The 13,244-nt window shown below is 66.1% G+C and carries 12 protein-coding genes; 2 read left to right on the plus strand and 10 right to left on the minus strand.

Features of this window, described 5'->3' with window-relative positions; genetic code table 11:
• Nucleotide 1: 1 nt before the first annotated feature.
• Nucleotides 2-1,180 carry an MFS transporter gene (locus HFGMBDPB_RS00215; protein WP_133073113.1) on the minus strand — a complete coding sequence of 393 codons (1,179 nt, stop codon included), beginning with the start codon at nt 1,178-1,180 and terminating at the stop codon, nt 2-4.
• 129 nt (nt 1,181-1,309) lie between these two features.
• On the opposite strand from HFGMBDPB_RS00215, the gene HFGMBDPB_RS00220 reads away from it, so the two are divergent.
• The gene (locus tag HFGMBDPB_RS00220; RefSeq protein ID WP_046984096.1) at nt 1,310-2,275 is read left to right on the plus strand and encodes a LysR family transcriptional regulator; all 966 of its coding nucleotides are present in this window, start codon (nt 1,310-1,312) and stop codon (nt 2,273-2,275) included.
• Nucleotides 2,276-2,297: 22 nt separating this feature from the next.
• On the opposite strand, the gene HFGMBDPB_RS00225 is transcribed toward HFGMBDPB_RS00220, so the two are convergent.
• The 3 genes from HFGMBDPB_RS00225 to HFGMBDPB_RS00235 form a co-directional block, all read right to left on the minus strand.
• Nucleotides 2,298-3,158 carry a hypothetical protein gene (locus tag HFGMBDPB_RS00225; protein ID WP_046237941.1) on the minus strand — a complete coding sequence of 287 codons (861 nt, stop codon included), beginning with the start codon at nt 3,156-3,158 and terminating at the stop codon, nt 2,298-2,300.
• A gap of 180 nt (nt 3,159-3,338) precedes the next feature.
• The gene (locus tag HFGMBDPB_RS00230) at nt 3,339-4,667 is read right to left on the minus strand and encodes an MFS transporter (protein ID WP_047218440.1); all 1,329 of its coding nucleotides are present in this window, start codon (nt 4,665-4,667) and stop codon (nt 3,339-3,341) included.
• Between the two features lie 48 nt (nt 4,668-4,715).
• Complete coding sequence (locus tag HFGMBDPB_RS00235) at nt 4,716-6,368, minus strand: GMC family oxidoreductase (RefSeq protein ID WP_212644673.1); 1,653 nt, start codon at nt 6,366-6,368, stop codon at nt 4,716-4,718.
• 165 nt (nt 6,369-6,533) lie between these two features.
• Here HFGMBDPB_RS00235 and HFGMBDPB_RS00240 point away from each other — a divergent pair, with 165 nt between their 5' ends.
• Nucleotides 6,534-7,334 carry an IclR family transcriptional regulator gene (locus HFGMBDPB_RS00240; protein ID WP_212644674.1) on the plus strand — a complete coding sequence of 267 codons (801 nt, stop codon included), beginning with the start codon at nt 6,534-6,536 and terminating at the stop codon, nt 7,332-7,334.
• A 217-nt stretch (nt 7,335-7,551) separates the two neighbouring features.
• Here the strand turns inward: HFGMBDPB_RS00240 and HFGMBDPB_RS00245 are convergent, their stop codons facing one another.
• From HFGMBDPB_RS00245 to putP, 6 genes are all read right to left on the minus strand, one after another.
• Nucleotides 7,552-8,838 carry a TRAP transporter large permease gene (locus tag HFGMBDPB_RS00245; RefSeq protein ID WP_016452769.1) on the minus strand — a complete coding sequence of 429 codons (1,287 nt, stop codon included), beginning with the start codon at nt 8,836-8,838 and terminating at the stop codon, nt 7,552-7,554.
• A 149-nt stretch (nt 8,839-8,987) separates the two neighbouring features.
• Nucleotides 8,988-9,503: a TRAP transporter small permease gene (locus HFGMBDPB_RS00250; RefSeq protein ID WP_013800419.1), complete on the minus strand. Its 516-nt coding sequence runs from the start codon at nt 9,501-9,503 to the stop codon at nt 8,988-8,990.
• A gap of 150 nt (nt 9,504-9,653) precedes the next feature.
• Complete coding sequence (locus tag HFGMBDPB_RS00255; protein WP_046237939.1) at nt 9,654-10,640, minus strand: TRAP transporter substrate-binding protein; 987 nt, start codon at nt 10,638-10,640, stop codon at nt 9,654-9,656.
• Between the two features lie 233 nt (nt 10,641-10,873).
• Nucleotides 10,874-11,206 (minus strand): helix-turn-helix domain-containing protein, encoded by a 333-nt coding sequence (locus tag HFGMBDPB_RS00260; RefSeq protein WP_013800421.1) that lies wholly within the window; start codon nt 11,204-11,206, stop codon nt 10,874-10,876.
• The gene (locus HFGMBDPB_RS00265; protein ID WP_013800422.1) at nt 11,203-11,547 is read right to left on the minus strand and encodes a type II toxin-antitoxin system RelE/ParE family toxin; all 345 of its coding nucleotides are present in this window, start codon (nt 11,545-11,547) and stop codon (nt 11,203-11,205) included. The genes HFGMBDPB_RS00260 and HFGMBDPB_RS00265 overlap by 4 nt, the downstream gene beginning before the upstream one ends.
• A 152-nt stretch (nt 11,548-11,699) precedes the next feature.
• A complete protein-coding gene (putP, locus tag HFGMBDPB_RS00270; RefSeq protein ID WP_046984091.1) occupies nt 11,700-13,202 on the minus strand; it encodes a sodium/proline symporter PutP in 1,503 nt (500 codons plus the stop codon).
• Between the last annotated feature and the right edge of the window lie 42 nt (nt 13,203-13,244).

Consider the following 13,244-nt stretch of genomic DNA (forward strand, 5'->3'; position numbering starts at 1 on the left):
CTCAAGCGCAGGCCACGCCTGCGCTGCGTGCGGAGCCTGCGGGCAGGCGGCTGCTCCAGAAGACCAGCACCAGGCCCACGGCCGTCAGCGCGGCGGCGGCCCAGCCCAGGTTGACCAGACCCAGGCCACCGGCCAGGGCCAGGCCGCCGACCCAGGCACCCAGGGCGTTGCCCAGGTTGAAGGCCGCAATGTTCAGGCTGGAGACCAGGTTGGCGCCCTGGGGGCCGGCCTGGTCCAGCACGCGCATCTGCATGGGTGCCACCGTGGCGAAGGCCACGATGCCCAGCACGATCACATAGGCCATGGCCACGGCCTGGTTCCCGAAGGCCCAGCGGCCTGCCGCCAGCACCACCATCAGCGCCGCAATGCTCCACACCAGGGCGCGCATCACGCCCCGGTCGGCCAGCTTGCCGCCCAGCAGATTGCCTGCGGCCAGGCCCGCGCCGAACAGCAGCAGGGTCAGTGCCACCAGGCTGTCGCCCATGCGGGTCACCTGGGTCAGCAGCGGCTCCACATAGGTGTAGAGCGCAAACACGCCCGCAAAGCCGAAGGCCGTGATGCCCAGGCCCAGCCAGACCTGGCCGTTGGCCAGCACGGCCAGCTCCTGTGCCAGCGGCGTGACCTCGGGGCGGCCCTGGTCGCGCGGCACGAAGGCGGCCAGGATGGCAAAGGCCAGCACGCCGATCGCGGCCACGGCCAGGAAGGCGCTGCGCCAGCCGAACATCTGGCCGATCCAGGCACCGGCAGGCACGCCCAGCAGGGTAGCCAGGGTCAGGCCCGAGAACATCAGCGCAATCGCCGACGCCTTCTTGTCCACCGGCACCAGGCCCGTGGCCACCACGGCGCCCACGCCGAAGAAGGTGCCGTGGGTCAGCGAGGTCAGCACGCGCGCCGACATCAGCCATTCATAGCTGGGCGCGAACGCGGCGGCCAGGTTGCCGGCGATGAAGATCAGCATCAGCGCCAGCAGCAGGCGCTTGCGCGGCCATTGGCGCGTCAGCAGCGTGAGCACCGGCGCGCCCACGGCCACGCCGATGGCGTAGCCCGAAATCAGCGAGCCCGCCGTGGGAATGCTGATGTGCAGATCCTGGCTGACCTGTGTCAGCAGGCCCATGATGATGAATTCCGTGGTGCCGATGCCAAAGGCACCGGCCGCCAGGGCGAGTAGGGAAAGAGGCATGGACGGATTCCTTGTGATCCTTGGTGTGATGTCCAGTAATGTCGCACTGCAACATACCTTTGTGTAGATGGAATAATGGAAACGGATCTGTTCCTGTGTGGAATAGATGATCCTTTTCTCGGAGACACCATGCCCGCACTTGTTCCTCTCGCCGCCGCCGACACGGGCAGCGCCGATGCCAACCGCTTTGCCGAGCTGGAAATGCTGATCCTGGTCGCCGAGCGCGGCAGCCTCTCGGCCGCTGCGCGCCACCTGGGCATCTCCCCCTCGGCCGTGAGCAAAAGCATGTCGCGGCTGGAGGCGCGCCTGGGCGTGCAGCTGCTGCAGCGCAGCACGCGGCGCCTGCATCTCACGCCCGAAGGCTGCCAGCTGTTCGAGCGCGGCAAGCGCGTGCTGGCCGACCTGGAGGAACTGGAGGCCTGCGTGGCCGTGCGCAGCGAACCACGCGGCCTGGTGCGCATCAACACCAGCTCATCGACCGGAAAAATGCTGCTCGTGCCCCTGGTGCCGCAATTGCTTCAGCGCCATCCCGGGCTGAGCCTGGAACTGAGCTTCACGGACCAGATCGTGGACCTGGTCGAGGCCGGCACCGACATCGCCGTGCGCTGGGGCCAGCTTCCGCCCTCGGACATGGTGGCGCGGCTGCTGGGCCACACGCGGCAGGTCATCCTGGCCTCTCCGCAGTACCTGGCCCGCATGGGCCGGCCCACCCATCCCGATGAGCTGGGCCACCATGTGCGCCTGGGCTGGAGCTACCAGCGCGCCATACCGCACTGGCCGTTTCTGGTGGACGGCCAGCGCGTTGCCGTCGATATCGGGGAGGTGGTGCGCGTCAACGACGGCGACGTGATGCGCGAGCTGGCGCTGCACGGTACGGGCCTGGCCCGCCTGTCGCTGTACCACGCCTGGGCCGACGTGCTCGCCGGCCGGCTGGTGCCCGTGCTGGAGGAATTCAACACGGGCGACCTGGAACCCATCCACGCCGTCTACCTGGGCAAGCCCGACCGCCTGCCCCCGCGTACGCGCGCCGTGCTCGACTTCCTGCAGGCGCATGTGGACCTGCGGCATGCTGAGCAGCTGCCGGCGCTGCCCTGAGGGGTGGCCGGCAGCGAGGGCGTCACTCCTGCTCGGCTGGCAGAGGTGCGGCGTTGAAGGACAGGTTCTCGATGATGTCGTGCAGCACGGTGGGCACTGGGTCCACGGGTGCGTCGGCCGCGTAGACGATGCCTGTACCCACGCCCTTCGGGTCAAGCAGGCGTTTGACCACCAGCACCTGTTCGGGGCGGGTGCCATTGGTGCGGGAGCTGCCTTCACCCTCGTTCACGCTGTAGACGAAGTAGTAGGAGCGCAGCAATTGGCCGTAGTTGTTGACCTTGACGCACAGGACGCCGCCCGCCAGATTGCCCCGGATCTGGTGTTCGCAACCAAACAGCCTGTCCGCCGTTTCCATCAGGCCATTGCCGTTCGCGGTGGCAGGCGTTTGCAGCTGCATATTCACCACTTCGGAAGCAACGCCTTCGCTGCCGAACGAAGTCAGCGCCCAGAGTCCCCTCAGGCTGGATGCCACGGCGGGGTAACCGAAGTTGAAACGCGAAATCGCCACTTCCTGTTCGCCGGGCAGCGTGATGAAACCCGACACGCCGCTGGTGAAGCGCATGCTGACCTGGCCCATGTTCCGGTCTTCGGAGCCCGACATCGGGCCGCTGCCCAGAAAGCGGCCGCCCTTGTAGCGGATCAGCGGAGCGGCAAAGCGGTTATTGGTCAGCGCGCCCGAGGTCATGTAGAAGGTGGGCTGGCCGCTGGGCTCGTAGGCATACATCTGCATGACCAGCGTGCCGTTCTGTGCATCGATGGCCAGCCCGCGACCCGGCTTGCCGTTGAGTTCGGAAGTCACGACCCAGGTGCCATTGCTGGGCATGAATGCGTGCGCCAAGCCGCAGCCCAGCAAGATGGCTGCTGCCAATGCTTTCTTGAACATGGTCCCTCTCTGTCTGATTAAGAAAATGCATGGGCATTCTAGCCATCGTCTTTACAAAGAGAAACAGTGCGATGGTTTTGAGTGGCTTTTGCTGGAGTCCCTGAAATGGGTTCGTACGCCGGCAATGTGTTTTCCAGCGTGCGTATTCAAACTTCTTGAAAGCGCCCGAGTTCCATCCATTCACAGGCCTGCCCTGGCATTGCCCACGGGCCGAAAGGCGCGGGCACCCTGTCCATCCCGCCCGATCGCCCAGGCACACCACGCCGATACCGCTCCCGCAAACACCACATACAGGCACACCAGCCACGGGCTGCCACCGGCTGTCTTGACCAGCGCCGTCGCAATGATGGGCGTGATGCCGGACGCGAAGATCCCCGAGAACTGGTAGACGAAGGAAATGCCGGTGTAGCGTACCTTGGCGTCGAACAGGTCGCAGAAGAGGGCGGCTTCGGGACCGTAGACCGCCGCGTAGAGAATGCCGAAGGGCACGACGATGGCGATCCATATCAGCAGCACATTGCCGCCGCTGTGGGCCATGAGCCAGAAGGCCGGGAAGGCCGAGACCGCGGTGATCAGCGATCCCCACAGATACACGCGGCTGCGGCCCATGCGGTCGGACAGGCGGCCGAACAGCGGAATCGTGAAGCACATCACCACGGCGGCGACCATCACGCCGATCAATGCGTCGGTGCGGCTGATCTGCAGGGTAGAGGTCAGGTAGCTGATCGAGAACACGCCGAAGACGTTGAAGAAAACGCCGTCGATATAGCGTGCGCCCATGCCCTTGAGCACATTGCCCGGATAGCGCCGCATCATGTCCATGAAAGGGATGGCCGTTTCCGCATTGCGTGCCTTGACGGCTGCGAATTCGGGCGTCTCCTTCACATGCAGGCGGATGTACATGCCCACGGCCACCATCAGGCCCGAGATCAGGAAGGCGACGCGCCAGCCCCAGGCCATGAATTGCTCTTCGGTACACAGCCAGGACAGCAGGGCCACCACGCCTGAGGCCATGAACAGGCCGATGGCCAGGCCCACCTGGGGCAGGGAGGCGTAGAAGCCCCGCTTTTCCTTGGGCGCGTATTCATAGGCCATGAGTACGGCGCCGCCCCATTCGCCGCCCAGTCCTATGCCCTGGGCCACGCGCAACAGCAGCAGCAGGATGGGCGCGGCCACGCCGATCTGCGCATGCGTGGGCAGCAGGCCGATCAGGAAGGTGGACACGCCCATGATCATCAGCGTGACCACCAGGATGCTCTTGCGTCCCACGCGGTCGCCGAAGTGCCCGAAGATCACCCCGCCCAGCGGCCGCGTGACAAAGCCCACGGCAAAGGTGGTGTAGGCCAGCAGCGTGGAGATCAGCGGATCGTCGCTGGGAAAGTACAGCTTGCTGAACACGATGCCGGCGACCACGCCGTACAGGAAGAAGTCATACCACTCGATGGTTGCGCCGATGAGCGCGGAGGTCACCACCTTGCGGATGACCCTGGGATCGGTTGCCGTCGTCATGCTGTCTCCTGGTTGTCTGTCGCATTGCCGGGATGCAGGAACGGGCAGTCATGCGACCTTGAGCTGCCCTGTCTCTCCGTGCCTGTCTTCGCGAACCATGTCGGCGGCCTTCTCGGCCATCATCACCACGGGCGCATTGGTGTTGCCCGAGACCAGGGTTGGCATGACCGAGCAATCGACCACGCGCAGCCCGGCCATGCCGTGCACGCGCAGCCGCGCATCGACCACGGCCAGGGCATCGCTGCCCATGCGGCAGGTGCCGCTGGGGTGGAAGATGGTGGCGCCGTGGTTGCGGCAGAACTCCAGCAGCTCCGCATCGCTGTGCGCATCGGGGCCGGGCTTGACCTCGCGCTTCACGAAGGGGCGCATGGCCGGCGTGTCGGCAATGGCGCGTGCCGCGCGCACGGCCGCCACGTTGGTGCGGCGGTCCAGGTCGGTGGCCAGGTAGTTGGGCTGGATGGAGGGCGGCTCGAAGGCATCGCGCGAACGGATGCGCAACTGCCCGCGTGACTCGGGCCGCAGCTGGCAGACCGACATGGTGAAGCCCGAGTACGGATGGACCTGCCCGCCTGCCATGTCGGCCGACAGCGTGGAGACGTGGAACTGGATGTCGGGCGTGGCGGCCACGGGCCGGCCCTGCGCGTCCCTGAGCGCACGCATGAAGCAGCCGCCCTGGTTGATGCCCACGGCCAGCGCGCCCGAGCGGAACAGCAGCCATTCCAGCCCCAGCTTTGTCCTGCCCACCCAGGAATTGAGCTGGTCATTGGTGGTGATGGGCTGGCTGCATTCGTAGCCCAGGCGGATCTGAAGATGGTCCTGCAGGTTCTCGCCCACGCCCGGCAGATCGTGCACCACGGGAATTCCCAGGGACTGCGACAGCGCGGCCGGGCCTATGCCCGACAGTTGCAGCAGCTGCGGCGACTGGATGGCGCCTGCCGACAGAATCACCTCGGCCCGCGCCTGGGCCTGGCGCTCCTGCCCGCCTTGCCGGTAGCGGATGCCGGTGGCGCGCCGGCCGCGCAGCACCAGCTGCGTGGCCATGGCGTCGGTTTCAATGCGCAGATTGGGGCGGCGCCGGGCCTCGCCCAGATAGGCCTTGGCCGTGCTGCAGCGCAGGCCCTTGTGGGTGGTGAGCTGGTAGTAGCCTGCGCCCTCCTGGTCGCGGCCGTTGAAGTCCTCGGTGCGGGGCACGCCGACCTGGCCTGCACCGGCAATGAAGGCCTCGATCAGCGGATGCTGTGCGCCGATGTCCGAGACCTTGAGCGGCCCGTCCGCGCCATGGTCCGGGAAGGCGCCGCGCGCATTGCCTTCGGACTTCACGAAGTAGGGCAGCACCTCCTCATACGACCAGCCCGCATTGCCCAGCGCGGCCCAGTGGTCGTAGTCCTCGCGCTGGCCGCGCACGTAGATCAGGCCGTTGATCGAACTGCTGCCGCCCAGCGTGCGGCCGCGTGGCCAGTAGATGCGCCGGCCGTTCATGTTGGGGTCCGGGTCGGTCTCGAACTTCCAGTTGTAGACGGGGCTCCACATGGTCTTGCCGTAGCCGATGGGCAGGTGGATCCAGGGCGAGCGGTCCGGCGGGCCGGCCTCCAGCAGCAGCACCCGCGTGGCCGGGTCCTCGGACAGGCGCGCGGCCAGCACGCAGCCGGCAGAGCCTGCTCCCACGATCACGTAGTCATAGCTGTCGATGGGGTCCGGCATGCAGTGGCTCCTTTTGAGTTTCTTTTTAAGGAACTATTTGTTCCTTTAAGTGAAACTTATTCGTTGCCGACGTGGACTGCAACCCCGCGCAAACCCTTGCCGCCTCCTGGCGATCAGGCATGATCGAAAGCGTTTCCGGCCTTCCACACGACACGACACCGCCCCATGCCGCCATCCCTTGCCAGCGCTGCCCCGGACCCCACCCCTGCACGGCAGGACGAAGCGAACTCGGTCTCCGATCGCTCCCTGGCCGTGCTCGATTTCGTGACCCAGGCCGAGGCCCCGCCGGGCCTCATGGACATCGCAGCCGCGCTCAACCTGCCCAAGGCCACGGCCTCGCGCCTGTGCTCCCACCTGGAGGCGCGGCAATGGCTGCTGCGCCACGAGGGTGACCGCAGCTTCTCGCCAGGCCCCAAGCTGCTGAGCCTGGCCGTGCGCGCCCTGCAAGCCGACCCGCGCCAGGCCCTGCGCCATGAGCTGCTGTCCCAACTGGTGGCCCGTCTGGGCGAGACCTGCAACCTCACCGTGCTGGACGGCACGCGCGTGCGCTACCTGGACCGTGTCGAGACCCACTGGCCGCTGCGCATCCAGCTGGAGGCCGGATCGATGGTGCCCATCCACGCCACGGCCAGCGGCAAGCTGTTCCTGGCCCATATGCCTGCGGCCCGGCGCGCCGCCATCCTGGACAGCGTGGAACTCACCGCCTGCACGGCCAACACGCTGACCACGCCCGAGGCGCTGGCACAGGAGTGCGCGCGCATCGTGCGCGAAGGCCACTCCTGCGACCGCGAGGAATTCATGCGCGGCATGATCGCCGTGGCCGTGCCCGTGCGCGATGCCAAGGGCCAGTGCCGCGCCACGCTGGCCGTGCATGCGCCGGAGGTGCGCATGCCGCTGGCGCAGGCGCTGGAGGGCCTGCCGCACCTGAAGGAAACGGCCCAGCGCATGGCCGGCCTGCTCTTCTGAGGCGCTGGGCACCCCGGAAAAAAGGCCCCCACGCTGCCCTTGCTGCGCAAGGTCCGCTGCCCCCAGGGGGCGCTTTTTGCCTTGGGGCGGCCCGGCGGCAAAAAAAGGCCCCCACGCTGCCCTTGCTGCGCAAGGTCCGCTGCCCACCAGGGGGGCGCTTTATGCCTTGGGGCGGCCAGGCGGCAAAAAAAAGGGCCTCACTCGGAGGCCCTTGTCGTCACTGGAAGCCCAGCGTATGCGGCAACCAGGTGGACAGCGCGGGGATGAAGGTCAGCAGGCACAGCACCACGAAGTGCGCCAGCAGGAACAGCGGCATCTCGCGCGTGAGATCGGTGATGGACACGCGCGTGGCCACCGAAGTCACGAACAGCAGCCCGCCCACGGGCGGCGTGATCATGCCCAGCGTCAGGTTCACGATCACCACCATGGCGAAGTGCGTGGGATCGATGCCCAGGCTGAACGCAATGGGCGCCAGGATGGGCACCAGGATCATCACGCCGGGCAGCGGCTCCATGAAGATGCCGAACACCAGCAGCAGGATGTTCACCGCGATCAGGAACAGGGTGGGCGACAGCTGCCAGCTCACGATCAGCTCGGACAGGTACTGCGGAATGCCCTCCACCGTCAGCACCCAGGCAAAGGCCGCCGAAGTCGCCATCACCAGCAGCACCGAGGCCGTCAGCATGGCCGAGCGCGCCGCAATGCCCGGCAGCGCCGACCACTGCAGCGTGCGGTACACCCACTTGCCGCAGACCAGGGCGTAGAACACGGCCACCACCGAAGCCTCGGTGGGCGTGAAGATGCCGAAGCGGATGCCCACCACGATGAGCACGATCAGCATCAGCGCGGGAATCGCCTTGAAGCTGTTGATCCACATCGTGCGGCCGTCGGGGCGCGGCTCGGTGGAGCGGTAGTCGCGCTTCTTGCACACCCACCAGTTCACGGCGGCCATGGCCAGCGCGATCAGGATGCCGGGGATGAAGCCGGCCATGAACAGCCCGCCCACCGACACGTTCTCATCCTGCAGCGCGTAGATGATCATGCTCACCGACGGCGGAATGATGGGTCCCACGATGGCCGTGCTGGCCGTCAGCGCCGCCGCGTAGGAGCGCGCGTAGCCGGCCTTGTCCATCATCTTGACCATCATCGAGCCGGGGCCGGCCGCATCGGCCAGGGCCGAGCCCGAAATGCCCGAGAACAGCGTCAGCGACAGCACATTGGCATAGCCCAGGCCGCCGCGCAGATGGCCCACGAACTGCGCGGCAAAGCGCAGCAGCACATGCGTGAGCGCCCCGCCCGACATCAGCTCGGCCGCCAGGATGAAGAAGGGCACGGCCATCAGCGGAAAGCTGTCTATGCCCGTGAACATCTCCTTGAACACGATGAGCTGCGGATAGCGGCCGCCCACGAAGACGGCCAGTGCGGCGGAGATCGCCAGCGCGAAGGCCACCGGAAAGCCCAGCGTGAGCAGGACGATGATGGCGATGAAAAGCGTGATACCCATGATGTGCGTTCGAATCAGTTATTCATGGCAGAGCGATGGAACTGACACGCTCCAAGGCAGGAGACACCAAGCAAGGGCCTGGGCCGGCCGCGCCGCCCCGCAGCGAGGGTGTCGTCCCCTGGGGGAAGGCGCGCAGCGACTCAGGGGGGTCATATGGATGCGGCTGCGTCGGCATCCATCTCGTCGGATTCGGCGAACGAGCCGTCTGCGATATAGCCGCGCGCAATGAACAGCAGATGCACCAGCATCAACACGAAGCCCACGGGCATGGCCGCGTAGACGAAGGAGATGGGAATGTCCGTGGCCGCCGTGGTCTGGAAGCGCGTGGCCCAGACGTACTGCGACGAGGCCACCGCCATCACCGCGCAGAACAGGCCCACGCCCAGCACCACAAGGCGGCGTAGCCACTGCGCCTTGCGCGTGCCCACCGAGCGGTGCAGGTTGTCGATGGCCACATGGCCACCGAAGCGCAGGACCAGGCCCGCGCCCAGGAAGGTGACCCAGATCATCATGTGCCGGGCCACTTCCTCGGCCCAGACAATGGAGTCGCCCGTGGTGTAGCGCAGCACCACATTGGCAAACACGATGCAGGCCATGGCCAGCAGCAGCACGATCAGCAGCCAGCGGTTGCAGGCCACAAGGGCGCGTTCGATTCGGTTGAGCATAGGAGTGGGCGAGGGCAGGAGGGGAGTGGCGCAAGGGCCGGGCTGCCGCCGGAGGTCAGATCATCGGCGCGGGCGCCGTGCGGGGCCACAGGTGTTGCCCGCAGCGGGTCGCCCTGCATTGCGGGCCGCAGCCCGCAATGCGTCAGGGGGTTACTTGGCGTTGGCGATGGTGTCCAGCGTCTTCTGGCCGAACTTCTTCGCGTATTCCTTATAGGCCGGCTCCAGCGCGGTGCGGAAGGCGGCCTGGTCCACCTTCTCCACCACCTGCATGCCGTGGCTCTTGGCCTCTTCCACGCCCTTCTTCTCCACCGTGTCCACGAACACGCGCGAAGCGATGGCACCTGACTTGGCGCCCTGCGTGAAGGCCGCCTTCTGGCTGTCGTTCAGCGTGCCCCAGAACGAGGGCGACACCAGCAGGGCCATGGGCGCGTACACGTGGGCCGTCAGCGTCAGGTGCTTTTGCACCTGCCACAGCTTGGCCGAGGCCAGCACCGAGATCGGGTTCTCCTGGCCGTCGATCGTGCCCTGCTGCAGCGCACCGATCACTTCGGGCCAGGACATGGGCGTGGGCGATGCGCCCAGCGTGCGGAAGGCCGTGATGTGCACGGGGTTCTCGGTCACGCGGATCTTCAGGCCCTTGAGATCGGCCACGCCGTTGACGGCGTGCTTGTTGTTGGACAGGTGGCGAAAGCCCTGCTCGCCCCAGGCCAGCGCGACCAGGCCGCGCTTGCTGAACTTGGCCAGCAGCTCCTGGCCGAAGGCGCCGTCCAGCACGGCGCGCGCATGCTGCGTGTCGCGGAACAGGAAGGGAATGTCCACCACGCCCACATCGGGCACGAAGTTGCTGATGGCGCCCGTGGAGACGATGGCCGCCTCCACCGTGCCCAGCTGCAGGCCCTCGATCAGCTCGCGCTCGCCGCCCAGGGCGGAGGCGGGGAACTGCTTGAACTTGTAGGCGCCGTTCGTGCCCTTTTCCACCGCATCGGACCAGGCCTGGGCGGCCGCGCCGTAGTGCGAATTCACGGCCAGGGCGTAGCCCACCTTGACCTCCTTGGTCTGGGCCAGGACGGCGCCAGCCGAGGCAGCCGCCATGGCGGCCACGCAGGTCGAAAGAAGGGTGCGGCGGATCATTTGCATAGCGGCAGTCTCACTTGTTGTGTGTTGAAAAATGGCCCCCACGCTCCCCTTGCAGGGCAAGGTCAGTGGCTGTCCCGCAGGGAGCCGTTTTTCATCCTGGGGCGGCCCGGCGATGAAAAAAAGAGCCCATGGATTGTAGTGACCACTCCCCTTGTGGCGACCACGTACAAAGCGCTCGTCATGTGCGTTGAGGTACATCTGATTTGGCGATGTCGTGGGCAGCGACCGGCATATCAACCAATGGACAGACGCACCGGCTTTCCCACGCGGCTCAACATTTCAACCAGGGCGTCAATGGTGAACTTTGCAGTCTTTCTGTTCACCACATCCGAGATGCGCGGGCGGGACACCATCAGGATCTCTGCCGCGTCTGACTGCTTCAGGTGATGCTGTGCAATCCATTGCGCCAGCTCCGCCATCAGCTGCTCCTTGAGAAGATGGGTGTCGTTGATCTGCTGGCGCGATGCAGCTTGCAGCTTCAATGCCTCGTCTTCAGGAAAGCCCAGCTCCAGAAAGAGGTTTGCCTTCGCCTTGGTCACATGGCGGATTTCTGTATCGATCTTCATTTGTTGGCCTTTCTCATGTGGACCACGGCACGGTAGCGCGCCGATGCGATGTCCTTGTCGTGCCGGCTTGTCACCTGTGATTTCTTCTGGAAGCAGTGCAATACATAGACCGCTTCCTCGAACTTGGCCACATACATCACCCGGAACGCTCCGCTGGCGTCCCTCACGCGGATCTCCCGTGTCCCGGCGCCCACGTCGTCGAAGGGTTTCCAGTCCTCCGGTTCCTGGCCTGCCTGAACCTTGCTCAACTGAAAGCCCGCATCTCGCCTGGGGCCTGCGGGAAAGTCCCGCAGATCGTCGTATGAGGATCCGACCCAGCGGATGTCTTTGTCCTGCTCCATGGAAGATCCTTGTATAAAATTTTATACAGGCATGCCGAAGGCGTAAAGCGGCTGTATGGCCTTTCGAGTGCGTGCATCAAAGCAAAAACGCCCGAGGCGCAGGCATCGGGCGTTTTGCGTCATGGCAGGGGTGCCGTCTTCGTGCGCACGGCTCAGCGTGCCCCGATCCGCTCGAACTCGCTCTCCACCGCCGCATGCGCCTTCAGGATGCTTTGCGAAGGCGCAGGGCCCATGCGGCTGACGACCACCGTGGCCAGCCAGGCCAGGATGAAGCCGGGGATGATCTCGTACAGGCCCAGCCAGCCGAACTGCTTCCACACCAGCACCGTCACGGCGCCGGTGATGATGCCGGCCAGCGCGCCGCCGCGCGTCATGCGGCTCCAGAACAGCGACAGGATGATCACCGGGCCGAAGGCGGCGCCGAAGCCGGCCCAGGCGTAGCTGACCATGCCCAGCACCTTGGAGTCGGGGTTGCTGGCGATGGCGATGGCGATCAAGGCCACCAGCAGCACCATGGCACGGCCGATCCAGACCAGTTCGATCTGGCTGGCGTTCTTGCGCAGGAAGGTGCGGTAGATGTCTTCGGTCAGCGCGCTGGAGCACACCAGCAGCTGGCACGACAGCGTGCTCATCACGGCCGCCAGGATGGCCGCCAGCAGCGCGCCCGAGATCCAGGGGTTGAACAGCTGCTTGGTGATTTCCATGAACACCGTCTCGGCATTGGCGTTCACGGCGGCAGCGCCAGCGGGGTTGGCCGCGAAGTAGGGGATGCCGATGAAGCCCACGGCCACGGCGCCGGCCAGGCACAGGATCATCCAGGTCATGCTGATGCGGCGGGCCGAGGGAATGGTCTGCACCGACGATGCCGCCATGAAGCGCACCAGGATGTGCGGCTGGCCGAAGTAGCCCAGGCCCCAGGCCAGCAGCGAGACCACGCCCACGAAGCTGGCGCCACGGAACAGGTCGAACTTCTCTGCCGCCACGATGGCGTGCAGGTCCTGGCCCGGCTGCAGATGGCCCTGCACGGCCAGCCAGGCGATCACGGGCGCCAGGATCAGGGCCGTGATCATCAACGATGCCTGGATGGTGTCCGTCCAGCTCACAGCGAGGAAGCCGCCGATGAACACATAGGCGATGGTGCACAGCGCGCCCACCCACAGGGCCGTGCTGTAGGGCATGCCGAACATGTTCTCGAACAGGCGCGCGCCCGCCACCACGCCCGAGGCGCAGTACAGCGTGAAGAACACCAGGATCACCACGGCCGTCACGATGCGCAGCACGCTGGAGTGGTCCTCGAAACGGTTGGCCAGGTAGTCGGGCAGCGTCAGCGCATTGCCGGCACGCTCGGTGTACAGGCGCAGCCGCGCCGCCACCAGGCGCCAGTTCAGGTAGGCGCCCAGGATCAGGCCGATGGCGATCCAGGCTTCCGACAGGCCGGACAGGTAGATGGCTCCGGGCAGGCCCATCAGCAGCCAGCCGCTCATGTCCGAGGCGCCGGCCGACAGCGCCGTCACGAAGCTGCCCAGGCTGCGGCCGCCCAGGATGTAGTCGGAAAGATTCTTGGTGCTGAAGTAGCCGATGGCGCCGATGCCGAGCATGGCGACCAGGTAGATGGCGAACATGATCGCCGTCGGGTCGTTCCAGTTGAATTGCATTGAAGTGTCCTGCGTTGGTCGTGTTTTTCGGGTGGTGCGGGG

Origin of the sequence: Delftia sp. PE138, from assembly GCF_018320755.1 — a bacterium.
GTDB lineage: Bacteria > Pseudomonadota > Gammaproteobacteria > Burkholderiales > Burkholderiaceae_C > Comamonas > Comamonas tsuruhatensis.